Raw genomic sequence first — 21,502 nt, 5'->3', positions numbered from 1 at the left:
GGGACTGAAAGTGACGAGAAGCGTCACTTTGTCTGGAAGGTCGCAGTTATCGGAATTCGCTGTTCCATTCTCCTAAACACCTGGAATCATTGCCTTCGGGAAATGCGCCTGGGGGCTAGTGGTAAGTTGGCACGCAACCTGCATGATCCTAATCGCAAGACAACTGCGGGCCGGCTCTAAGACACTCTCAGCCTGCCCCAATTCCAACAACCTCTTGGGGATACAACTTATGAAGAAGCAACAAGGCTTTACTCTGATCGAACTGATGATCGTCGTCGCGATCATCGCTATCCTTGCCGCCATCGCACTGCCGGCCTATCAGGACTACACCGTTCGCGGCCGTGTCTCTGAAGCGATGGTTGCCGCATCTGCCGCCAAGACGGTGGTTGCCGAAAATGCCGCCAACGGCTCTGCCCTGAATAGCGGTTGGACTGCTCCTACGGCAACCACCAATGTTGCCAGCGTAGCCGTTGCGGCCGCCACTGGTAACATCACTGTGACCACCACTGCCAAAGCCGGTGACGGTACGATCATTTTCGCTCCCACGGCTAACGGCGCGGCACTGGCTTCCGGCACCGTTCCTACCGATCGTATTTCTTGGGATTGCAAGGGCGGTACCTTGGCTGCCAAGTATCGTCCTGCTGAATGCCGCGCCTAATATTCTGAATTGTCACCCGCTGTTACAGCGAAGCTAGCTTGCCAAGCCCGCAGATGCGGGCTTGGCTTTTTTGGATTTTTTTTGCGAAAAGCCTTGGAAATAAGAGAGTTCTGTTACTCTGAGTGGAGAGGATTGTGATGAGTGCAGTCGCGGCGAACTTAGTAGGGATTACAGGCATTGCACGCCGCTTGGTGCAAGACGGAGCATTGGATGAAACAAGTGCCCGTACCGCCATGGACCAAGCTGCGGCGGCGAAGATTCCGCTTCCACAATGGTTCTCCGAGAGAAAGCTGGTTTCAGCGTCTCAACTAGCAGCGGCAAACGCAGTCGAGTTCGGCATGCCGCTAATGGACGTATCGGTGTTCGACGCCAGCCAGAACGCGATCAAGCTGGTCAGCGAGGAGTTGCTCCAGAAGCACCAGGTGCTGCCGCTGTTCAAGCGCGGGAACCGGTTGTTCGTGGGGGTGAGCAACCCGACCCAGACCAGGGCGCTTGATGACATCAAGTTTCATACGAACCTGGTGGTCGAGCCGATCCTGGTGGACGAGGACCAGATCCGTCGCACCTTGGAGCAATGGCAAGCTAGCAACGCATCGCTTGGTTCATCGCTGGGGGGCGATGACGAAGAGATGGGCGACCTGGACGTCTCGGCCGGCGACGAAGACATGGGCGCCGGCGGGGATGCCGGGGTCGATGCCAAGGGTGATGACACGCCGGTGGTGAAATTCGTCAACAAGGTGTTGGTGGATGCGATCCGGCGGGGAGCCTCCGATATCCATTTCGAGCCTTATGAAGACGACTACCGTGTTCGCTTGCGCATCGATGGGCTGCTGAAGAACGTGGCCAAGGCGCCGGTGAAGCTGAGCCAGCGGATTGCGGCGCGGTTGAAGGTGATGTCGCAGCTGGATATCGCCGAGAAGCGGGTGCCGCAGGATGGGCGCATCAAGCTTAATCTGTCCAAGACCAAACAGATCGACTTCCGTGTGAGTACCTTGCCGACGCTGTTCGGCGAGAAGGTGGTGCTACGTATCCTGGATGGCAGTGCGGCCAAGCTGGGGATCGAGAAGCTAGGTTACGAGGCGGACCAGCAGAAGCTGTTCCTGGATGCGATCCACAAGCCCTACGGGATGGTGCTGGTGACCGGGCCGACCGGTTCGGGCAAGACGGTGTCCTTGTATACGGCGCTGGGTATCCTCAACGATGAGACGCGCAACATCTCTACTGCCGAGGATCCGGTTGAAATTCGCCTGCCTGGCGTCAATCAGGTGCAGCAGAACAACAAGCGCGGCATGACCTTTGCGGCGGCCTTGCGCTCGTTCCTGCGCCAGGACCCTGACATCATCATGGTCGGCGAAATTCGCGACCTGGAGACGGCCGAGATTGCGATCAAGGCGGCGCAGACCGGCCATATGGTGCTGTCCACGTTGCATACCAACGATGCGCCACAGACCATCGCGCGCTTGATGAACATGGGGATTGCGCCGTACAACATCACCTCGTCGGTGACCTTGGTCATTGCGCAGCGCCTGGCGCGGCGGTTGTGCAACAACTGCAAGCGCAAGACCAGCTTGCCAGAGCATGCGTTGCTGGCCGAAGGGTTTACGCAACAGCAGATCGACCAGGGCATTACGCTGTATGAGGCGGTCGGTTGCGATGACTGCACCGAGGGCTACAAGGGCCGTACGGGTATCTACCAGGTCATGCCGATGACCGACGAGATCGGTGCGATCGTGCTGGAAGGCGGCAATGCGATGCAGATCGCCGAGGCGGCGCAGAAGATCGGTATCCGCGACTTGCGGCAGTCGGCCTTGATGAAGGCCGCGCATGGGGTGACCAGCCTGGCGGAGATCAATCGGGTGACCAAGGACTAAACGCCCTCATCCGCCCTTCGGGCACCTTCTCCCGCGAGCGGGAGAAGGGAGTCTGGTCGGCGTGTGTTGTGGCTTGGTTTCTGCTATCTGCTTCAGTGGTCGCGATCTGCGGCAATCGGCCTTGATGAAGGCCGCGCATGGGGTGACCAGCCTGGCGGAGAGCAATCGGGTGACCAAGGACTAAGCGCCCTCATCCGCCCTTCGGGCACCTTCTCCCGCAGGCGGGAGAAGGGAGTTTAGTCGGTGTGTGTTTGCCGCTTGGTGTTCTGCTATCTGCCTCAGTGGTCGCGATCTGCGGCAGTCGGCCTTGATGAAGGCCGTACATGGGGTGACCAGCGTGGCGGAGATCAACCGGGTGACCAAGGACTAAGCGCCCTCATCCGCCCTTCGGGCACCTTCTCCCGCAAGCGGGAGAAGAGAAGGCGGAGAGTTTGTGTTCGCTGCCCATACTCAACTGACAGTGCTTGCTACGTTCTGTTATTGGCTCCTGGAAGTGGTGAATCCGGGCGCGAGATAGGTTGCGCGCAAAGGTAGGCTGGGCGTGTGCTGCTAGGTTCCTGGCTTCGGCCTAGCGACAGCAATCGAAGCTGCAGCGCTTTTACGATCTCGCATCCCTGATACCCAATCCGGGCTCATCTACTCCATCCCCAACTTCTTCAGCTTGTAACGCAGCGCGCGAAACGTGATGCCCAGTTGGGCGGCGGTCCGGGTCTTGTTCCAGCGGTTTTCTTCCAGCGCTTTCTGGATTGCGGCGCGTTCGAGCTGTTCGATGTAGGAGGGCAGGGCGGCCGAGGTGGGGTCGATGTCGACCACCGCTTCGCGCGGTTCGATGATGGCCGTGCCGGGGCCGGTTGCCAGGCGGCCGCCGTGAGCGGGCAGGCGCAGGTCGGTGGCGCTGATCTGGTCGTCTTCGGCCAGGGCCAGGGCGCGTTCGAGGATGTTTTCCAGTTCGCGCACGTTGCCGGGGAAGCCGTATTGGTCCAGCGCGTCCAGGGCCGAAGGCGTCAAGAGCGGGATCGGCCGCCCGTGGCTGTGCGCGAGCCGCGCGATGATGGCGGCCGCCAGTTGCGGCAGGTCGCCGCCGCGTTCGCGCAGCGGCGGCACGCGCAGTTCGATCACGTTGATGCGGTAGTACAGGTCGTGCCGGAAGCGGCCGTCGGAAACCAGGTTGCCCAGGTCCTTGTGCGTGGCCGAAAGGATGCGCACATCGACCAGCGATTCGCTGGAGGCGCCGACCGGGCGTACCGACTTTTCCTGGATGGCACGCAGCAGCTTGACCTGCATCTGCAACGGCAGCTCGGCTACTTCGTCCAGGAACAGGGTGCCGCCATTTGCGGCCTGGAACAGGCCGGGCTTGTCGGCATGTGCGCCGGTGAAGCTGCCTTTCTTGTGGCCGAAGAATTCGCTTTCCATCAATTCGGCGGGAATGGCGCCGCAGTTGACCGGAATGAACGGCCCGGCGGCGCGCGCGCCCTGTTCGTGGATGGTGCGCGCCACCAGTTCCTTGCCCACGCCCGATTCGCCGACGATGTAGACCGGCGCCTGGCTGCGTGCGACCTTGGCGATGGTGGCGCGCAGGCTCTCCATCGCGGTGGAGGCGCCGAGCAGGCGGCTGGCCTGCTCCGGCGGCGGCGCCGGGGGGGCGGGGCGGTCGCGGTTGTTCAATTCCAGCGCGTGCTTGACCAGGCCGCGCAGCACGCTGATGTCCACGGGCTTGCTGACGAAGTCGAAGGCGCCGGCCTTGAGCGCTTCCACCGCCAGGTCCATGCTGCCGAAGGCGGTAATCATCGCCACCGGTGTCTGCGGGTAATGCTTGGAGATCTCGGTGACCAGCTCGATGCCGTTGCCGTCGGGCAGGCGCATGTCGGTCAGGCACAGGTCGTAGGGGTTGCTGGCCAGCAGTTCGCGCGCTTCGGCCAGATTGGCGGCGGTGCTGATGCGCAGGCCCATCCGCCCCAGGGTGAGAACAAGCAGTTCGCGGATGTCGCGTTCGTCGTCGACGACCAGGGCGCTTTTCGGTTCGTTCATATTCCCCACGATAGCCCAGCGCGATGACGGACGACAATTGTCGGCGCGATTGGGGCTGCAGCGCCATCCCGCTGCCGCGTTGAAGGCGAGGTTCCGGGAGGGAATGCCGGCAGTTGGGCCGGCCGGCAGCGCAACCAAGCGTGCCGGCAACCGGTTGGCTTACTTACCCAGCAATCCGTTTGGCCCCTGCAGCAGGATGCGGAAGCAGGCGCCTCCGCCGGGAACCGGTACGTAGTCCAGTTGCGCCTGATTGGCGCGGCACAGCTCCTGGGCGATGTACAGCCCAAGCCCGGTGCCGTGTTCGGAGGTGGTGTAGAAGGGGCGAAACAGCTGGGCGGCGACTGTTTCCGGAATGCCAGGCCCCCGATCGACCACGTCGATGACGGCCATGCGCTCCTGGTGTTCGACGCGCAGCTTCACCCGCGCCGGTTCGTCCATGACCCGGCCGTACTTGAGGGCGTTGTGCACCAGCGCGGTCAGGATCTGGTAGAGGTGCTTGGGGTCGATCAGCGCGTGCACCGCGCTGCCCTGGATGCTGGCCTCCAGGATGTCGGTTTCCATCGACAGCGTCTGCCGGTACTCGACCACGAAGCGGCGCACGAAGGCGGCCAGATCCAGGTTTTCAGGATTGGCGCGCTCGCGGCGGGCCAGCCCGAGTACGCTTTCGACGATGCCGTTGGTGCGCTGGCACTGCTGGTGGATGATCTGCAGCAGGCGTTGGTCGGCTTCGCCGATATCCGGGGATTCTTCCAGTAGCTGGCAGGCGTAGTTGATTGCGGCCAAGGGGTTGCGGATCTCATGGGCCAGGCTGGCCGAGAACCGGCCCATGGCCGAGAGTGTGAGCGATTCGGCACGCCGCGACACCACGCTGGAATCGTCCAGGAACACCAGGACCAGGTCGCTGTCGGCCAGCAGGCGAACGAAGCGCGGCTGCACCTCGGGGCGGTCGGCGCCCAGTTGCAGAGGCGATTCTTCCTGGCGCCAGCCGCTGCGCCAGCGTTGCAGCCGGCGCGCCAGTTCCGGGGTGAGCGTGGCCAGCGACAGGTCGGTGGTGGCCACGCGCTGATCGGCATCGCCCAGCAGTGCCAGCGCCGCTTCGTTGGCCAGGCTGATGCGGTTGTGCGCGTCGATCACCAGCACGCCGGTACGCAGGCGGCGAATGATGAGCTCATTGATCTCGTACAGATTGGCGACCTGCGCGCCGCGTTGGTCGGCCAGCGCCTGGTTGCTGCGCGCGCGCGAGGCGATCTGATGGCAGATGTAGGCCACCGCCACGTAGCTGGTGGCGAACATCGCCAGCTCTGCCAGCGGGCGGTTGGCGCCGCCGCCTTCCAGCAGGGTCCACAGGTATTCGAGCACGATCGCGGCGCTGGCCACCACCGCCATGCCCATGCCGTAACGTAGCCGCAGCAGGATGGAAGCCGCAGCCACGTTGAACAGCAGCATCATCGCGATGCCGGCGCTGGCACCGGGCAGGGCGTGGGTGGCCAGGGTGGCGGCCAGGATGTCGGCCAGCACCGTGCACAGCACGGTGGCGGTCAGCCGGCGCTCGGTGCGGCCCCAGAACAACAACGGGATGGCCATGGACAGGTAGCCGATGGCTACTGCCGCGGCCAGGCGCGGATAACGCGGCTCGGGGACGGCATCGGACAGCGGGCTGAAGACCAGGGCGGCGATCAGGCCGGCCACCAGCACCCGGTACAGCGAGAAGAAATACAGCTCGCGCTGTGGCGCCGACCGGATCCGGTCGATGAGCGATGCGCTGAATGCCACGCCGGAACCCCTTGCTGGAACGTGCCGCGAGTATAGGCAGCTGTACGGGTGCCGGCAGCCTCCGGAGACGGCTCGGGTGCGCCGCAAGCGCGGGGAGTCGGCCGCCTATATGGCGGAATTTTGCGCCGCACGGCGTGGTCGGCCACAATAGGCGGCCCGCTCGCGTGGTCCGACGTGCCGCCCCCCGCGGTCTGCCTCGCACGCAGCGGTCGTTTCCTTTTCCCACGGTGACGCATGAATTTCCACGAATACCAGTCAAAACAACTGCTTGCCGAGTACGGCATCCCCGTTCCGGCCGGCAAGGTCGCAGCGACCCCGGACGAAGCGGTTGAAGTCGCCAATTCCCTGGGCAAGGGCCCCTGGATGGTGAAGGCGCAGATCCACGCGGGCGGCCGCGGCAAGGCTGGCGGCGTCAAGTTCTGCAAGACCACCGATGACGTGAAGGCCGCAGCGGCCAAGATGCTCGGCACCAAGATGGCCACCTACCAGACCGCTGGCGTCGAGTTGCCGATCAATCTGGTGCTGGTGACCACCGCCGGTGAGATCGTCAAGGAGCTGTACCTGTCGATCCTGGTCGACCGCGGCACCAAGACCATCACCTACATCGCCTCGTCCGAAGGCGGCGTGGAGATCGAGCAGGTTGCGGCCGAAACGCCGGAGCTGATCCATTCGCTCAACGTCGATTTCGTCGAAGGCGTGCAGGGCTACCACGGCCGCGATTTCGGTTTCAAGCTGGGCCTCAATGCCAAGCAGGCCGGCCAGTTCGCCAGCATCATGGTGAATCTGTACCGCCTGTTCAACGAAAAGGACCTGGCGCTGGTTGAAATCAACCCGCTGGCGATCCTGGACGACGGTAACCTGTATGCGTTGGACGGCAAGTTCGACAGCGACGACAACGCCGCATTCCGTCAGAAGCAGCTGATCGCCATGCGCGACAAGACGCAGGAAGACGAGACCGAAGTGACCGCTTCGGAGCTGGACATCAACTACGTCACCATGGATGGCAACATCGGCTGCATGGTCAACGGCGCCGGCCTGGCCATGGCCACCATGGACGTCATCAAGCTCAATGGCGGCGAGCCGGCGAACTTCCTGGACGTGGGTGGCGGTGCGAACAAGCAGCGCGTCATCGAAGCGTTCAAGCTGATCCTGTCCTCGGACAAGGTCGAAGGCATCTTCGTCAACATCTTCGGCGGCATCGTCCGCTGCGACATGATTGCCGAAGGCATCATCGCCGCGGTCAAGGAAGTGGGCGTCAAGGTTCCGGTCGTGGTGCGCCTGGAAGGCACCAATGTGGAAGAAGGCAAGCAGCTGCTGCGTGACAGCGGCATGGCTATCATCCCGGCCGACAACATCAACGACGGTGCCAAGAAGGTCGTCGAAGCTGTCAAGAACGCCGCCTGATTCACGACACCGAAGGAACTATCCATGTCCGTTTTGATTAACAAGAACACCAAGGTGATCGTGCAGGGCTTCACCGGCCAGCAGGGCACCTTCCACGCCACTCAGATGATCGAGTACGGCACCCAGGTCGTCGGCGGCGTGACCCCCGGCAAGGGCGGCACCACCCATATCGACCTGCCGGTGTTCAACACCGTGGCCGACGCCGTGCAGAGCACCGGTGCCAACGCGTCGGTGATCTACGTGCCACCGCCGTACGCGGCCGATGCGATCCTGGAAGCGGCGGCGGCCGGCATCAAGGTCATCGTGTGCATCACCGAAGGCATCCCGGTGCTGGACATGCTGCGCGTCAAGAACGTGCTGACCCGCTCGCATCCGGACACCGTGCTGATCGGGCCGAACTGCCCCGGTGTCATCACCCCGGGCGAGTGCAAGATCGGCATCATGCCGGGCCACATCCACAAGCCGGGCAAGATCGGCATCGTGTCGCGTTCGGGCACCCTGACCTATGAAGCGGTCAAGCAGACCACCGAAGTGGGCCTGGGCCAGAGCACCTGCATCGGCATCGGTGGCGACCCGATCAACGGCCTGAACTTCGTCGACTGCCTCAAGCTGTTCAACGAAGACCCGCAGACCGAAGGCATCATCATGGTCGGCGAAATCGGCGGCGACGCCGAGGAAGCCGGTGCCGAGTACATCAAGCAGTTCGTGAAGAAGCCGGTGGTCGGTTTCATCGCTGGTGCGTCTGCGCCGGCCGGCAAGCGCATGGGCCACGCCGGTGCGATCGCCTCGGGCGGTAAGGGCACGGCCGAAGGCAAGTTCGCGGCGATGGAAGCTGCTGGCGTCAAGACTGTCCGTTCGCCGGGCGATCTGGGTGCGGCGATTGCTGCGCTGGTGAAGTAAGAACGCCGCACGCGCAAGCGTGCAAGCGTCCAGCGAGGCCGCCTTCGGGCGGCCTTTTTGCTGCCCTCATCCGCCCTTCGGGCACCTTCTCCCGCATGCGGGAGAAGGGAGCAACAGTTACACCCACAGCAACAGTAACAGCCACAGCCACAGCCGCAGCCGCAGCCGCAGCCACAGCCACAGCCGCAGCCGCAGCCGCAGCCGCAGCCGCAGCCGCAGCCACAGCCACAGCCACAGCCGCAGCCGCAGCCGCAGCCACAGCCGCAGCCGCAGCCGCAGCCGCAGCCACAGCCGCAGCCGCAGCCGCAGCCACAGCCACAGCCACAGCAACAGCAGAGATGCTGCTGAGATCATGTTCCCAAGAGATGTCAGGCTGGTCGTTGCTGCGTGACCTACGGGTCGTGCCACGGTCACGGCCCCGCCTGCTGTGTCATCCCCTCTCCCGCTTGCGGGAGAGGGGTAGGGGTGAGGGCGCCTCCGACGCGGCGATCCCCGATGCCAAAGCGCCATCAACACCGATAGCGCCAGCCGGGCGGTACCCGCAACCTTGGCCATCCTCCTGCCGGGAATGTCCATGCGCCACGCCGCCAAGACCGGATTCGCCAAGCACCTGCGTCGTGAGATGACCGCAGCTGAGCGCGCGCTGTGGTATCGGTTGCGAGATCGACGCCTGCTCGGCTTCAAGTTCCGCCGTCAGTTTCCCATCGGACCTTATATCGTCGATTTCGTCTGCCTCGCCCGGGCGTTGATCGTCGAAATCGACGGGAGCCAGCACCTACTGCCCGGTGCGGACGCCACGCGCGGTGCCTTCCTGCACCGCAAGGGCTTCCAGGTGCTGCGCTTCTGGAATAATGCAGTGCTTGCCAGTGGCGACGACGTCTGCGAGAGGATCGCGCGAGGTCTGCTTGCGGCTCGTTCCTCCCTTCCCGCTTCCGTGCTTCGGAAAACACGCGCACAAGGCCATTGACATGTCCCAGACCCTCCGCATCGCCATGGCCCAGTTCGATTTCCCGGTCGGCGCCGTCGCCCAGAACACCGACCGCATCATCGAGTACATCGCGGCGGCACGCGACGAATTCGGCGCCGACATCGTGCTGTTTCCCGAGCTGGCGATCAGTGGCTATCCGCCGGAAGACTTGCTGCTACGCCCCGGGTTTCTGGCCCATTGCGAACAGGCGCTGATGCGCATTGCAGCGGCCACGCGCGGCATCGTGGCGGTGGTGGGCTGGCCGCAGAGCGCCGGCAGCGTGGTGTACAACGCCGCCAGCGTGCTGCGCGATGGCCAGGTCGAGGCGACCTACCGCAAGCGCGAGCTGCCCAATTACGCGGTGTTCGATGAGCGGCGCTATTTCGACGTGGATCCGGATGGCGACAACTGCGTGGTCACGGTCAAGGGGGTGCAGGTGGGGGTGGTGATCTGTGAGGACCTGTGGTTCGCCGAGCCGCTGGCGAAAACCGTACAGGCCGGCGCCGAGCTGGTGCTGGTGCCCAATGCCTCGCCGTACGAGCGCGGCAAGCATGCGCAGCGCGATGCGCTGCTGGCCGAGCGTACCCGTGAAAGCGGAGCGGCGATTGCCTATCTCAATGTGGTCGGTGGCCAGGACGCGCTGGTGTTCGATGGGGCCTCGGTGGTGGCTGATGGCAATGGCACCGTGCATCCGGCCGCTGCAGCGTTCGTGGATCAGTGGCTGGTGGTGGACTATGCCGCCGGCCCGCGCAGTTTCACCCCGGTGGTGTGGGTGGACGATGGCGACGAAAGCATGGATGCGCTGGCCTGGCGTGCAGTCGTGCGCGGCCTGCAGGACTATTGCCGCAAGAATGGTTTCGGCAAGGTGTGGCTGGGGCTGTCCGGCGGCATCGACTCGGCGCTGGTGCTGGCGATGGCGGTAGACGCGCTGGGCGCGGAGAACGTCACCGCAGTGCGGCTGCCGTCGCGCTACACGGCGAACCTGTCCAACGATCTGGCCGATGAGCAGTGCCGCGCTCTGGGAGTCAAGCTGGAAACCGTCGCGATCGCGCCGGTGTTCGAAGGGTTGCTCGCCGCGCTGGGGCCGATGTTCGAAGGCACCCAGCCGGACATCACCGAGGAAAACCTGCAGTCGCGCAGTCGCGGCGTGATTCTGATGGCGCTGTCCAACAAGTTCGGCGGGCTGTTGCTGACCACCGGCAACAAGAGCGAATACGCGGTGGGCTACGCCACCATCTATGGCGACATGTGCGGTGGCTATGCGCCGCTCAAGGATCTGTACAAGACTGAAGTGTTCGGCCTGGCCAAGTGGCGCAATACGGTGGGGGGCGCGCCAGTGATTCCACCGGCGGTGATTGCGCGCCCGCCATCGGCCGAGCTGCGCGACAACCAGACCGACCAGGATTCGCTGCCGCCCTACGACGTGCTCGACGGCATCCTGTACCGCTATGTCGATCAGGAGCAGTCGCGCGACGACATCGTCGCTGCCGGGTACGCGGCAGACACGGTGGAGCACGTGCTGCGGCTGGTGCGGCTGAACGAATGGAAGCGTCACCAGGCTGCGCCGGGGCCGAAGGTGTCGCGGCGCGCATTTGGCCGCGAACGGCGCTACCCGATCACCAACGGGTATCGCGGTCAGTAACGTTCCGCTGCGGTAAGCCTGGCCTGCTACAGCTGCCATCGGCATACGGCAGCAGCGATAGGCCTGTCTTGTCGCCGGAACGCGCCGCTGGTGAGGTTTGCCAGGCTCGTCTCGCTGAGCGGGGGGCATTTGGATCAGGATGCCAGTGCATCCACGACCTTGCCCGTGACGCGGTGCCGCGCGCACCAACACACCCGGTCAGTCCGCTGCGTCCTCCGGCAACCTGGCTGCGGGCGTGCGCGGTGAGGGTCCATAGCGGCAAGACCGGGCCAAAAACAAAGGGGCCTCTCGGCCCCTTGTTGCAGCGTTGCGCGGTGAGCGAAGAACTCAGTCGCGATTCATCTGCGCATTACGCTGCCCGCTGGCGGCGGATTTTTCGCCGGCGAACGGGTTGAGCTTGCGAACCGCCCACGGGTATTTCGGCCACTGGCCGGCCAGCCACGGATGCTGCGGGCTGTTGAGCTCCAGCACGCGGCGGGCGTCCGCGGCCAGGGTCTTGTTGCCCAAATGGGTGTAGGCCTCGGCCAGCACCGCGACCGCATCGTACTGGTAGGCGCTCTGCGGGTAGGTTTCCAGCAGGTAGTTGGCGCGGCCGGCCGCCGACACCCAGGCGTTGCGGCGCAGGTAGTACAGCGCATTGTCCAGCTCGTGCTGGGCGAAGATGTCGCGCAGTTCGATCATACGCAGGCGCGCATCAGCGGCGTAGCGGCTGTTCGGGTAGCGGTCGGTGACGGTATTGAAGTCGTTGTAGGCCTGCTGCGGCGAGGACAAGTCGCGGCGGCTGGCATCCAGCGACCACACCCGGCGCAGGAACACCGTGTCGCGGTTGCTGTTGGCCAGCCCGCGCAGGTAGTACAGGTAGGCGATATTGCGATGGGTTGGGTAGGTGCGGATGAAGCGGTCGACACTGGACACGGTGTCTTCGTGCTTGCCGGCCTTGTACTGCGCGTAGGCGGTTTCGATCATCGCCTGCTCGGTGTACGGGCCGTAGGGGTACTGGGCGATCAGGCGCTTGTAGCTGGCTTCGGCGCCGGCCCAGTTGCCCTTCTCCATCAGCCCATGGCCCTTGCCGTAGAGTTGCTCCACCGGCATGCCCTCGTCGGGATTCTTGTCCTTGGCGCCGCGGTGGCAGCCGGTGACGACGAAGGCCATGACCAGCATGAGGGCAATCAGGCGCGCAGGCGCGGAAAACGTGGACCGTCGGATCATGGGTCTGGGCAGGACGCGTCAGGAAAACGAAAGGGCGATGATAGCCTAGTGGCCTGTCCGGCGACTGACTCCTGCCGCCCGGACCCCAAAATTCCCGTTTTTGCCTGAGTGCCCGTGTCCATGTCCGACCCTTCCGCCGACCCCACCGACCCGTCCATCCGTCAGGCCATCGTGCCCGACAGCGCCGCAGGGCGGCGTTTCGACGCGGTGCTGGCCGAACTGTTTCCCGAATTTTCGCGCTCGCGGCTGTCGGAGTGGATCAAGTCCGGCGACGCGCTGCTGGACGGCGATATGGCGCGTCCGCGCGACACCTTGCGCGGCGGTGAGAGCGTGCAGCTGCAGGTGGTGCTGGAAACCCAGACCCATGCCGCGCCGCAGGACATCCCGCTGAACGTGTTGTACGAGGACGAGCAGGTGCTGGTGATCGACAAGCCGGCCGGCCTGGTGGTGCATCCGGGCGCGGGTAATCCGGACGGCACCCTGGTCAACGCACTGCTGTTCCGCGACCCGGCGCTGTCGGCGGTGCCGCGCGCCGGCGTGGTGCATCGCCTGGACAAGGACACCAGCGGCGTGATGGTGGTCGCCCGGACTGTGCAGGCGCAGACCGCGTTGGTGGAACAGCTGTCCGCGCGCGACGTGCATCGCCAGTATCTGGCGGTGGTGGTCGGAGCGCTGGTGTCCGGCGGCACCGCCAATGCCCCGATCGACCGCAACCCGCGCGATCGCCTGAAGATGGCGGTGCGCGACGACGGCCGCGATGCGGTGACCCATTACCGGCTACGCGAGCGTTTCCGTGCGCATACCGCGCTGGAATGCCGGCTGGAAACCGGGCGCACCCATCAGATCCGCGTGCATATGGCACATCTGAAATCGCCCATCGTCGGCGACCCGCTGTACGGCGGCGCACTCAAGTTGCCCAAGGGCGCCACCGACGCACTGGTGCATGAGCTGCGCAGCTTCAAGCGCCAGGCCCTGCATGCCGAGACGCTGGAATTCCTGCATCCGGTCAGTGGCGAGCCGGTGCGTGCCACCGCGCCGGTGCCGGCCGATCTGCAGCGGCTGATGACCGCGCTGCGCGAGGACAGCGCACGCGCGGCCGAACTGGCGCGCCGCTGAGGTGAGCGTGGCCGCCACCTTCATCCTGCCTGCCCACTGGCCGGCGCCGCCGCGCATCCGGGCGCTGACCACGCTACGACATGGCCTGGGCGTGTCGCAGGCGCCGTTCGACACGCTCAATCTCGGCAACCGCAGCAGCCCGGAGGGCGATACGCCGGAGCGGGTGGAGCGCAACCGCGCGTTGTTGGTGCGAGCGCTGGGCTTGCCCGGCACGCCGCAGTGGCTGCAGCAGGTGCATGGGGTGGATGTGGTGCGGCTAATGGCGCGGTCGGCAGATTACGGCCCGCAGTTGGAAGGTGTGAGCGATCTTGTGCCCGGCACGCATGAACCCATCGCCGACGCCGCCGTGACCGACGTGCCGGGTCGGGTACTGGCGATCCTTACCGCCGATTGCCTGCCGGTCGTGCTCGCTGCAGTCGATGGCAGCGAGATCGCGGTCGCGCATGCGGGCTGGCGCGGGCTGGCAGGTGGCGTGCTGGAGCGCAGCGTGACGGCCATGCGCACCCCGGCATTGCAGCTGGTGGCCTGGCTGGGTCCGGCCGCAGGACCGCAGGCCTATGAAATCGGCCAGGACGTCTTCGACGCCTTCGTGGATGAAGACGTGCAGGCGCAGTACGCATTCGTCGCCACGCGGCCCGGGCATTGGCGCGTGGATCTGTACGCACTGGCGCGGCTGCGCCTGCAACGTGCCGGTCTGCGCGCCGATGCGATCCACGGCGGTGGCCTGTGCACCATTTCCGACCCGGTGCGCTTCTTCTCGCATCGCCGCGACCGCCGTAGCGGGCGCATGGCCACGCTGGCGTGGATCGTGCCCTGAGCACGCCCTTGTTCGCGCAGGTGCTGGGCCAGCCGGCGTTCGCGCAATTGCCGGCGCCGGTGCGCGCGCTGCATTCGGTGCGGAAGCGGCAGACCTTTGCCGGGCAGGCGCAGATCCGGCGCGGCCGGCATGTGCTGGTGCCCTTGCTGGCGCTGCTGAGCCGGTTGCCGCGCAGCGGCACGGTGGCGGTGGAGGTGGAGTTCCTGGTCGATGCGCAGGGCGAGCGCTGGCACCGGCGCTTTGCCGGTCTGCCGATGAATTCGCGGCTGTGGCGCGATGGAGCGGCCTTGCGCGAACACCTGGGCGCAGTGCGGTTCGAGTTTGCGCTGCGTGCCGATGCCCAGGCGCTGTATTGGCAGGCAACCCGCGTGTGGGCGTTCGGTTGGATTCCGCTGCCTGCGCGCTGGTTCGAACAGGTGCGTTGCCGCGAGCATGCCGATGCCGGCCGCTATGGATTTTTGGTCGACGTGCACCTGCCGCTGGTGGGGCCGTTCATTCGCTACGAGGGATGGCTTGAGCCACGCTGAGATGTCCACTGTCGCTGCGCGTACCGTGCCGGCCACCATCGTGTTCGATGGGGTGTGCCTGCTGTGCAATGGTTGGGTCAAATTCCTGCTGCGCCACGATCGCCGGGGGCGTTATCGCTTTGCCGCAATGCAGGGCCAGGCCGGGCGCGCGTTGTTGCAGCAGCATGGGCTGGACCCGGACGACCCGTTGTCGTTCCTGCTGGTGGACCATGGCGGCGCATGGACCGACAGCGATGCCATCGTGCGTGTGCTGGCGGGCTTGGGCGGGCTGTGGCGGCTGGCGGCAGTGTTGCGCGTGATACCGCGCGGTCTGCGCGATCTCGGATATCGCCTGCTCGCACGCAATCGCTATCGCTGGTTCGGCCGCAGCGACCACTGCATGCTGCCCACCCCCGAGCAACACGCCCGGTTTCTGGACTGACGCACGGCGTGCGGCGCAGCTGAGCTGGCCTGAGGGTCGATGGGATGCCGAAGCGGCACACCGATCGGCTGTCCGTAGGAGCGCACCAGGGCGCGACGGGTTTTATCGATAACGCTTCGTCGCGCCCAGGTGCGCTCCTACGGGTGGCGGATACGGCAGGTGCGACCGGTTTGCGCCACGGCGTGGATGACGGCTGCGCGGTGGTGATGACCTGCCACAGCCGGCTCACCGGTCGGCTTCTCCGTAGGAGCGCACCCGGGCGCGATGGGCTTTACCGATAACGCTTCGTCGCGCCCAGGTGCGCTCCTACGGGTGGCGGATACGGCAGGTGCGACCGGTTTGCGCCACGGCGTGGATGACGGCTGCGCGATGGTGATGACCTGCCACAGCCTGCTCACCGATCGGCTTCTCCGTAGGAGCGCACCCGGGCGCGATGGGCTTTACCGATAACGCTTCGTCGCGCCCGGGTGCGCTCCTACAAATCGCGCGATTTTCCGGGCCTATGCTGCGTTGTGGAAGCTGGCGCGTACGACGTTGCTGGTGCCTGGGCGGGTGTCGGACTGCAGGCGGAAGATCGACACCGCATCGGCCAGCTCCACGGCCTGTTCTTCCAGGCTGCGTGCGGCGGCGGTGGCTTCTTCCACCAGCGCGGCGTTGCGCTGGGTGACTTCGTCCAGCTGCGCCACGGTGCGGTTGACCTGTTCGATGCCGCTGGATTGCTCGGCGCTGGCGGAGGTGATCTCGCTCATGATGTCGGTGACATGCTTCACCGAGCCGACGATCTCGCGCATGGTCGCGCCGGCGCGGTGCACCAGGCCCGAGCCCAGTTCCACCTTGTCGGTGGAGTCGGCGATCAGCGTCTTGATCTCCTTGGCGGCATCGGCCGAGCGGCGCGCCAGTGCGCGCACTTCCGAGGCCACCACCGCAAAGCCGCGGCCCTGTTCGCCGGCGCGCGCCGCTTCCACGGCGGCATTGAGCGCCAGGATGTTGGTTTGGAAGGCGATGCCGTCGATGACGCCGATGATTTCGCCGATTTTGTGCGAGGCGGTGCTGATCTGGCCCATGGTGGCGACCACTTGGTCCATCACCTGGCCACCGTTCTCGGCGATGTCGCCGGTGCCCACCACCAGGCGGTTGGCCTGCAGCGCGCTGTCGGCGTTCTGCTTCACGGTGGAGGTGAGTTCTTCCATCGAGCTTGCGGTTTCCTCCAGGTTGGCGGCCTGCTGTTCGGTGCGCTCGGACAGGTCGGTATTGCCCGCGGCGATTTCCACCGCAGCCTGGCGAATGGTGTCCGAAGCGGCCTGGATGCCGCCGATGATTTCGGTCAGGCGGGCCACGGTCTGGTTGGTGTCGTCGCGCAGCCGCGCGAAGATGCCGTGCGCATCGCCGTCCACGCGCTGGGTGAGGTCGCCTTCGGCCAGCGCGCCGATCACGCGTGCCAATGCGGCCAGATGCGTTTCCACCGAGTCGTAGATGCGGTTGATGCCCTGCGCCAGCGACAGCAGCACGCCGTCCATGCCGTCGAGCTGCATGCGCCGGCTGAAATCGCCGGTCGAGGCGGCGTCGATGACCTGGATCAACACCTGCTCGGTGTTGACCTGGGCGGTGACATCCACCCACTGCGCGATGGTGCCCAGCTTGGTGCCGTCGGCGGCGATGATGGGGCTGTAGACGAAGTCGATCTGGCGGCCGAAGAACGGCGCGCGCACCGCCTTGGACGCATTCAATGCGCGCATGCGGTCGATTGCGGCCTGGCTGTCCGGATAGATGTCGCCGATGCTGCCGCCGACGAAGCCTTCGGCATGGAAGCTGGGGCGGAAGCTCTGCACATCCGGCTCGATCAGCTTGAGCATCGCCAGCAATTTGCGGTTGGCGAACAGTACCTGGCCGTCGTCGTCGGCGATGCGGATCATGGTGTCCAGGTCGTCCAGCGCCTTGATGACGAACTGGCCATGCCGCAGGCCTTGCTCCATCACGTCGATGCGGATGGCCAACTGGTCCTGGGTCGTCTGCAGCGCATGCAGCAGTGGGCCGAGTTCGCCGGCCGCAGGGCGCAGGTCCAGGCGCTGGAAGCGGCCTTCGCCGATCGCAGTGACGGCCGTCATGGCCTGCCGCAGCTGCACGCTGCGACGGCGATGCGTCCACCAGCACAGGCCGACGCTGGCCGTGCCCAGTACCAGTAGCGCGGGAAACAACCTGGCGAAGGTGCCGGCGATTCCGCCAGGCACCAGCGTGGCGGCGTACAACGCCAGCAGGGCCAGCAACCCGATCTGTGCGGCGGCGGGCAGCCATGCAGTCCAGGCGGCACGCGCCACCTTGACGCCCGCGGGTGGGCGGGAAACGTGGGCGGCATCGTATGAAGGCGACATAGGCTGAGTCCGGCTAGGTGTTCTGGAAGGGAGATCGACGTGCGACAGGAGACAGGGCTGCAATGGGATATCGGCGGCTGAGGCCGAATCATGATGGCGTGAATCCTCCGTTTGTCGGAACACGACAAGCAGTGGCCCAAGAAACTCGAAGTGATTGATCTGGAAGCGGTTTCAATCGGGCATGCGGTCTGCCGGGCGCAACCGTCCGCCCTTGGCTGGCGACGCGCGAATGTAAATTTCAGGTGATTTCCAACCGCCGTGTGCGTGGGGCGCAGGGCAACCCACATCGTTATCTGCCACGGCACAGCCCGGGCGCCGGCCATGGCGATGCCCGGTGAGTCGGAGAGGGGCTGGGCAGTTCTACGGCGGCGCGACGCAAGGGGCATTGAGCGGCGACATCCACGGCTCCTTGCGGACGCCATGCGCCAGACCCTCCTGCGTCATGTGGCGGGGGGCTTGCTCTTGCCGCCGAACACCGGCGCTACGTCCAGCGTATGCACCACCGGCTGGGCGGCGGCGGTCCAGGCCGAAGACATCGCCGGACGCAATGCCGATAGGCAGGCAGACCGGACCCAGCTCATCGTCGGCGGCCATCAGCGACGACCTACCGTGGGAGCAGCGATCAGATGTCGGTCAGCGCCTGCAGATACCGCTGGCGCCAGTGATTGATGGTGTTCTTGCGCAGGTGGTCCATCATCGCGTGCCAGCGCTCGATGCGGGTTGCCAGTGGCATGCTGGCCGCGCTTGCAATCGCATCGGCCACACCATCCAGATCGTGCGGATTGACCAGTAGCGCTTCCTTCATTTCGTCGGCGGCGCCGGCCAGCAACGACAGCACCAGCACACCCGGATCCTTGGGGTCCTGCGCGGCGACGAATTCCTTGGCGACCAGATTCATGCCATCGCGCAGCGGCGTGACCAGGCCCACCGACGCTGCCCGATAAAAACCGGTCAGGGTGGCGTGGCTGAAGTTCTGGTTGACGTAGCGTAGCGGAGTCCAATCCGGCTCTGCATGCCCGCCATTGATGTGGCCGGCGATCTGCTCCAGCTGCCCGCGCAACTGCCGGTATTCGGTGACGTCACCACGCGAGACCGGGGCGATCTGCAGATAGGTGAGGCTGCCGGATTGATCGGGATAGCGCTCCAAATAACGCTCGAAGCCTTGGAAGCGTTCCGGCAAGCCTTTGGAGTAATCCAGTCGATCCACGCCGATGGCGAGCTGGCGCCCGCGCAGGCTTTCGCGCAGATCGCGCACCGATTGCTTGCCGACCGCCGCCTTGGCCTGGTTGGCGATCAGGTCGGTGTCGATGCCGATGGGGAATGACGCGGCAGTGAAGCGACGCCCGCCCGGGCCTTCGACCAGGTCGCCGTCCAGCACGCGACCGCCACCAAACAGGCGGACGTACGCCTTGAAGCGTTCGGCATCGCGCTGGGTCTGGAAGCCGACCAGGTCGTAGGCATAGAAGGTGCTGAACAGGCGCGCGTGATCGGGCATGGCCTGCACCAGATCGGCCGAGGGCATCGGCACATGCAGGAAGAACCCCATCTTGCAGCCCACGCCCAGCTCGCGCAGCATCGCGCCGAGTGGAATCATGTGGTAATCGTGGATCCACACCGTATCGCTGTCTTTCAGCAGCGGCGCCAGCTTTTCGGCGAACAGCCGGTTGACGCGCAGATAGCCTTCGCGCTTGGCGCGGTCGTAGTCCACCAGGTCCAGGCGGAAGTGCAGCAACGGCCACAGCGTGCGATTGGCGAAGCCGTTGTAGTATGAATCGATATCGCGCTTGTTGAGGTCCATGGTGACGAAGGTGATGTCGCCTTCGGTCTGCTCGTGCAGGCCGCCGCTGTCGCCGCGCGCGGTCTTGCCGCTCCAGCCGAACCACATGCCGCCTCGCTCCTTGAGTGCGGCCAGCAACCCCACCGCCAGGCCGCCGGCGCGGTTTTCGCCTGGCACCGCGACGCGATTGGACACCACTACCAAACGACTCATGACGCCTCCTGCCAGCTTCGCGACAAGCGCATCGCGGCGATAATCAGACCGACGTGCGAATAGGTCTGCGGGAAATTGCCCCAGGCCTCGCCGTCTTCGAAGGCCAGGTCTTCGGACAGCAAGCCCAGGTGATTGCGGCGCGAGAGGATGCGCTCGAATAGGTCACGCGCCTCGTCCTTGCGACCGATGGCGGCGAGCGCATCGATGTACCAGAACGTGCAGATGGTGAAGCTGGTTTCCGGCTCACCGAAGTCGTCCGGCGCGATGTAGCGGTACAGCGCATCGCCATGCTTGAGCACGCGGCCCACCGCTTCGACCGTGCGTATGAAGCGGCTGTCGTCGTTGGCCACGATGCCGATGTCGGCCAGCAGCAACAGCGAGGCGTCCAGGCGGTGGCCGCCGAGCGTGTCGGTGAAGTGGCCGTGCTCTTCGCTCCAGGCCTCGTTCAACACGCGCTCGCGGATGCTGTCGGCACGCTCGCGCCAGTAGCTGCTGCGCTCGGGCAACACCAGCCGGTCGGCGATCTTGGACAGGCGATCGCAGGCCGCCCAGCACATCGCGGCGGTGTAAGTGTGCACCTCGGCGCGGCCGCGGAATTCCCACAGCCCGGCGTCGGGCACATTGTGTAGCGCGTAGGCGCGTTCGCCCAGCGGCTCCAGGCGGCGGAAGGTGTCTGCATCGCCCTGGTCCTTCAGGCGCAGGTCGAAGAACAGCTGGGTGGAAGCCAGCACCACGCTGCCGTAGACATCGTGCTGCTGCTGGATCCAGGCCAGGTTGCCGCGCCGCACCGGGCCCATGCCGCAGTAGCCGGCCATGGTGTCGACTTCGTGCTCTTCCAACTGCGATTCGAAACCGATGCCGTACAGCGGCTGCATGGTGCCGTCGGTGGTGGCGATATTGAAGATGTAGCCGATGAACTGCTCCATCGTGCGGGTGGCGCCCAGGCGATTGAGTGCGCGCACCACGAAGGCGGCATCGCGTAGCCAGCAGTAGCGGTAATCCCAGTTGCGCGGGGTGTTGGGCGCTTCCGGAATCGAGGTGGTCATCGCGGCGATGATGGCGCCACTGTCTTCGTACTGGCACAGTTTCAGCGTGATCGCGCTGCGGATCACCGCTTCCTGCCAGTCCAGCGGGATCGACAGATAGCGCACCCATTCGCGCCAGTATTCTTCGGTGCGCTCCTGGGCTTCCTGCACATAGCCGGTGAGCGAACGGGTCAGCGATTCGTCCACGCCCAGCACCAGGCTGACCGGGTGGCTGAGCACGAACGGCAGGCCGTCGCGCACGAACCGCACTGGCACGTCGGTGGTCAGGCGCAGAGTGAATTCCGGCAACACCCAGCGGATATGGTTGCTGCCCCAGGTGGTCTCGGGCGTGCGGCCGCCCCAGTCGGCCAGCGGGCGTGCGCGCACGATGATGCGTGGGTTGCCGGCCAGCGGACGGATCTGCCGGATGATGCTCACCGGCCGATAGAAACGGCCGTTGTTGCGCCAGCGCGGTGCGAAGTCGATCACCTCGATTTCGCCGCCCTTGCTGTCGCGCAAGACGGTGCGCAGGACGGCGGTATTGGGCAGATAGTGCTGCTCGCTGCTGGCGAAATCTTCCAGCTCCACGGCGAAATCGCCGCCTTCGGTCTTGGGCGATAGCAGCGAACAAAAGGCCGGGTCGCCATCGAAGGCGGGCAGGCAGCTCCACACCACGCGTGCCTGCCGATCCACCAATGCGCCGAAACTGCAGTTGCCGATGACGCCCAGATCCAGGTTTGGCTTGGTCATGAAAGTACGAACAATCCTATGCAATGACGAAAGGG

At 65.2% G+C, this 21,502-nt stretch carries 18 protein-coding genes; 10 read left to right on the top strand and 8 right to left on the bottom strand.

Annotated elements, in window-relative coordinates:
- The first annotated feature begins 229 nt into the window (after positions 1 to 229).
- Together XcuCFBP2542_RS14505 and pilB are read left to right on the top strand one after the other, a co-directional pair.
- On the top strand, positions 230 to 658 hold the full coding sequence (locus XcuCFBP2542_RS14505; protein ID WP_104604285.1) for a pilin: 429 nt from the start codon (positions 230 to 232) through the stop codon (positions 656 to 658).
- 137 nt (positions 659 to 795) lie between these two features.
- Positions 796 to 2,529, top strand: a complete 1,734-nt coding sequence (gene pilB, locus XcuCFBP2542_RS14500; protein WP_104604283.1) for a type IV-A pilus assembly ATPase PilB — start codon at positions 796 to 798, stop codon at positions 2,527 to 2,529.
- A 636-nt stretch (positions 2,530 to 3,165) separates the two neighbouring features.
- On the opposite strand, the gene XcuCFBP2542_RS14495 is transcribed toward pilB, so the two are convergent.
- Both XcuCFBP2542_RS14495 and XcuCFBP2542_RS14490 read right to left on the bottom strand, forming a co-directional pair.
- Complete coding sequence (locus tag XcuCFBP2542_RS14495; protein ID WP_170066996.1) at positions 3,166 to 4,557, bottom strand: sigma-54-dependent transcriptional regulator; 1,392 nt, start codon at positions 4,555 to 4,557, stop codon at positions 3,166 to 3,168.
- A gap of 159 nt (positions 4,558 to 4,716) precedes the next feature.
- Positions 4,717 to 6,330: a sensor histidine kinase gene (locus tag XcuCFBP2542_RS14490; RefSeq protein ID WP_104604280.1), complete on the bottom strand. Its 1,614-nt coding sequence runs from the start codon at positions 6,328 to 6,330 to the stop codon at positions 4,717 to 4,719.
- Between the two features lie 234 nt (positions 6,331 to 6,564).
- On the opposite strand from XcuCFBP2542_RS14490, the gene sucC reads away from it, so the two are divergent.
- Positions 6,565 to 7,734, top strand: a complete 1,170-nt coding sequence (sucC, locus tag XcuCFBP2542_RS14485; RefSeq protein ID WP_104604278.1) for an ADP-forming succinate--CoA ligase subunit beta — start codon at positions 6,565 to 6,567, stop codon at positions 7,732 to 7,734.
- A 24-nt stretch (positions 7,735 to 7,758) separates the two neighbouring features.
- A complete protein-coding gene (sucD, locus tag XcuCFBP2542_RS14480; protein WP_104604276.1) occupies positions 7,759 to 8,634 on the top strand; it encodes a succinate--CoA ligase subunit alpha in 876 nt (291 codons plus the stop codon).
- Between the two features lie 117 nt (positions 8,635 to 8,751).
- On the opposite strand, the gene XcuCFBP2542_RS19610 is transcribed toward sucD, so the two are convergent.
- Positions 8,752 to 8,988: a hypothetical protein gene (locus XcuCFBP2542_RS19610; protein ID WP_158251453.1), complete on the bottom strand. Its 237-nt coding sequence runs from the start codon at positions 8,986 to 8,988 to the stop codon at positions 8,752 to 8,754.
- Between the two features lie 220 nt (positions 8,989 to 9,208).
- Between XcuCFBP2542_RS19610 and XcuCFBP2542_RS14470 the strand changes: the two genes are divergently transcribed.
- Entirely contained in the window at positions 9,209 to 9,601 is a 393-nt protein-coding gene (locus tag XcuCFBP2542_RS14470; protein ID WP_167526931.1) for an endonuclease domain-containing protein, read from the top strand.
- Between the two features lies 1 nt (position 9,602).
- Positions 9,603 to 11,243, top strand: a complete 1,641-nt coding sequence (locus tag XcuCFBP2542_RS14465) for an NAD+ synthase (RefSeq protein WP_104604272.1) — start codon at positions 9,603 to 9,605, stop codon at positions 11,241 to 11,243.
- Positions 11,244 to 11,570: 327 nt separating this feature from the next.
- On the opposite strand, the gene XcuCFBP2542_RS14460 is transcribed toward XcuCFBP2542_RS14465, so the two are convergent.
- Positions 11,571 to 12,452: an outer membrane protein assembly factor BamD gene (locus tag XcuCFBP2542_RS14460; RefSeq protein WP_104604270.1), complete on the bottom strand. Its 882-nt coding sequence runs from the start codon at positions 12,450 to 12,452 to the stop codon at positions 11,571 to 11,573.
- Between the two features lie 120 nt (positions 12,453 to 12,572).
- Here XcuCFBP2542_RS14460 and rluD point away from each other — a divergent pair, with 120 nt between their 5' ends.
- Genes rluD through XcuCFBP2542_RS14440 form a run of 4 tightly spaced genes read left to right on the top strand, consistent with a single transcriptional unit; the run spans position 12,573 to position 15,333 of the window.
- Positions 12,573 to 13,568, top strand: coding sequence for a 23S rRNA pseudouridine(1911/1915/1917) synthase RluD (gene rluD, locus XcuCFBP2542_RS14455; protein WP_104604268.1), 996 nt, complete (start codon positions 12,573 to 12,575; stop codon positions 13,566 to 13,568).
- A gap of 1 nt (position 13,569) precedes the next feature.
- Complete coding sequence (gene pgeF, locus XcuCFBP2542_RS14450; protein ID WP_104604266.1) at positions 13,570 to 14,385, top strand: peptidoglycan editing factor PgeF; 816 nt, start codon at positions 13,570 to 13,572, stop codon at positions 14,383 to 14,385.
- 20 nt (positions 14,386 to 14,405) lie between these two features.
- The gene (locus XcuCFBP2542_RS14445) at positions 14,406 to 14,912 is read left to right on the top strand and encodes a DUF4166 domain-containing protein (RefSeq protein WP_104604309.1); all 507 of its coding nucleotides are present in this window, start codon (positions 14,406 to 14,408) and stop codon (positions 14,910 to 14,912) included.
- 1 nt (position 14,913) lies between these two features.
- Positions 14,914 to 15,333, top strand: coding sequence for a thiol-disulfide oxidoreductase DCC family protein (locus XcuCFBP2542_RS14440; RefSeq protein ID WP_104604264.1), 420 nt, complete (start codon positions 14,914 to 14,916; stop codon positions 15,331 to 15,333).
- A 500-nt stretch (positions 15,334 to 15,833) separates the two neighbouring features.
- Here the strand turns inward: XcuCFBP2542_RS14440 and XcuCFBP2542_RS14435 are convergent, their stop codons facing one another.
- The 4 genes from XcuCFBP2542_RS14435 to XcuCFBP2542_RS14425 form a co-directional block, all read right to left on the bottom strand.
- Complete coding sequence (locus XcuCFBP2542_RS14435; protein WP_104604262.1) at positions 15,834 to 17,702, bottom strand: methyl-accepting chemotaxis protein; 1,869 nt, start codon at positions 17,700 to 17,702, stop codon at positions 15,834 to 15,836.
- A 440-nt stretch (positions 17,703 to 18,142) separates the two neighbouring features.
- Positions 18,143 to 18,283, bottom strand: a complete 141-nt coding sequence (locus XcuCFBP2542_RS19735; RefSeq protein WP_170066994.1) for a hypothetical protein — start codon at positions 18,281 to 18,283, stop codon at positions 18,143 to 18,145.
- A gap of 41 nt (positions 18,284 to 18,324) precedes the next feature.
- Positions 18,325 to 19,692, bottom strand: coding sequence for an alpha,alpha-trehalose-phosphate synthase (UDP-forming) (gene otsA / locus XcuCFBP2542_RS14430; RefSeq protein WP_104604260.1), 1,368 nt, complete (start codon positions 19,690 to 19,692; stop codon positions 18,325 to 18,327).
- Positions 19,689 to 21,467, bottom strand: a complete 1,779-nt coding sequence (locus XcuCFBP2542_RS14425; RefSeq protein ID WP_104604258.1) for a glycoside hydrolase family 15 protein — start codon at positions 21,465 to 21,467, stop codon at positions 19,689 to 19,691. Before XcuCFBP2542_RS14425 ends, otsA begins: the two co-directional genes overlap by 4 nt.
- Positions 21,468 to 21,502 lie beyond the last annotated feature (35 nt).

Origin of the sequence: Xanthomonas cucurbitae, assembly GCF_002939885.1 — a bacterium.
Classification (GTDB): Bacteria; Pseudomonadota; Gammaproteobacteria; order Xanthomonadales; family Xanthomonadaceae; genus Xanthomonas; species Xanthomonas cucurbitae.
Note: the sequence above shows the minus strand (reverse complement) of the source record. Positions and strands in the feature narration are given on the sequence as shown.

Coding starts and splice junctions, on each gene's coding strand:
- XcuCFBP2542_RS19610 (WP_158251453.1), bottom strand. CDS start 8,988: ATGATCTCAGCAGCATCTCTGCTGTTGCTGTGGCTGTGGCTGTGGCTG.
- otsA (WP_104604260.1), bottom strand. CDS start 19,692: ATGAGTCGTTTGGTAGTGGTGTCCAATCGCGTCGCGGTGCCAGGCGAA.
- rluD (WP_104604268.1), top strand. CDS start 12,573: ATGTCCGACCCTTCCGCCGACCCCACCGACCCGTCCATCCGTCAGGCC.
- XcuCFBP2542_RS14465 (WP_104604272.1), top strand. CDS start 9,603: ATGTCCCAGACCCTCCGCATCGCCATGGCCCAGTTCGATTTCCCGGTC.
- XcuCFBP2542_RS14440 (WP_104604264.1), top strand. CDS start 14,914: ATGTCCACTGTCGCTGCGCGTACCGTGCCGGCCACCATCGTGTTCGAT.
- XcuCFBP2542_RS14505 (WP_104604285.1), top strand. CDS start 230: ATGAAGAAGCAACAAGGCTTTACTCTGATCGAACTGATGATCGTCGTC.
- XcuCFBP2542_RS14425 (WP_104604258.1), bottom strand. CDS start 21,467: ATGACCAAGCCAAACCTGGATCTGGGCGTCATCGGCAACTGCAGTTTC.
- XcuCFBP2542_RS14460 (WP_104604270.1), bottom strand. CDS start 12,452: ATGATCCGACGGTCCACGTTTTCCGCGCCTGCGCGCCTGATTGCCCTC.
- pilB (WP_104604283.1), top strand. CDS start 796: ATGAGTGCAGTCGCGGCGAACTTAGTAGGGATTACAGGCATTGCACGC.
- XcuCFBP2542_RS14435 (WP_104604262.1), bottom strand. CDS start 17,702: ATGTCGCCTTCATACGATGCCGCCCACGTTTCCCGCCCACCCGCGGGC.
- XcuCFBP2542_RS19735 (WP_170066994.1), bottom strand. CDS start 18,283: ATGAGCTGGGTCCGGTCTGCCTGCCTATCGGCATTGCGTCCGGCGATG.
- sucC (WP_104604278.1), top strand. CDS start 6,565: ATGAATTTCCACGAATACCAGTCAAAACAACTGCTTGCCGAGTACGGC.
- sucD (WP_104604276.1), top strand. CDS start 7,759: ATGTCCGTTTTGATTAACAAGAACACCAAGGTGATCGTGCAGGGCTTC.
- XcuCFBP2542_RS14470 (WP_167526931.1), top strand. CDS start 9,209: ATGCGCCACGCCGCCAAGACCGGATTCGCCAAGCACCTGCGTCGTGAG.
- XcuCFBP2542_RS14495 (WP_170066996.1), bottom strand. CDS start 4,557: ATGAACGAACCGAAAAGCGCCCTGGTCGTCGACGACGAACGCGACATC.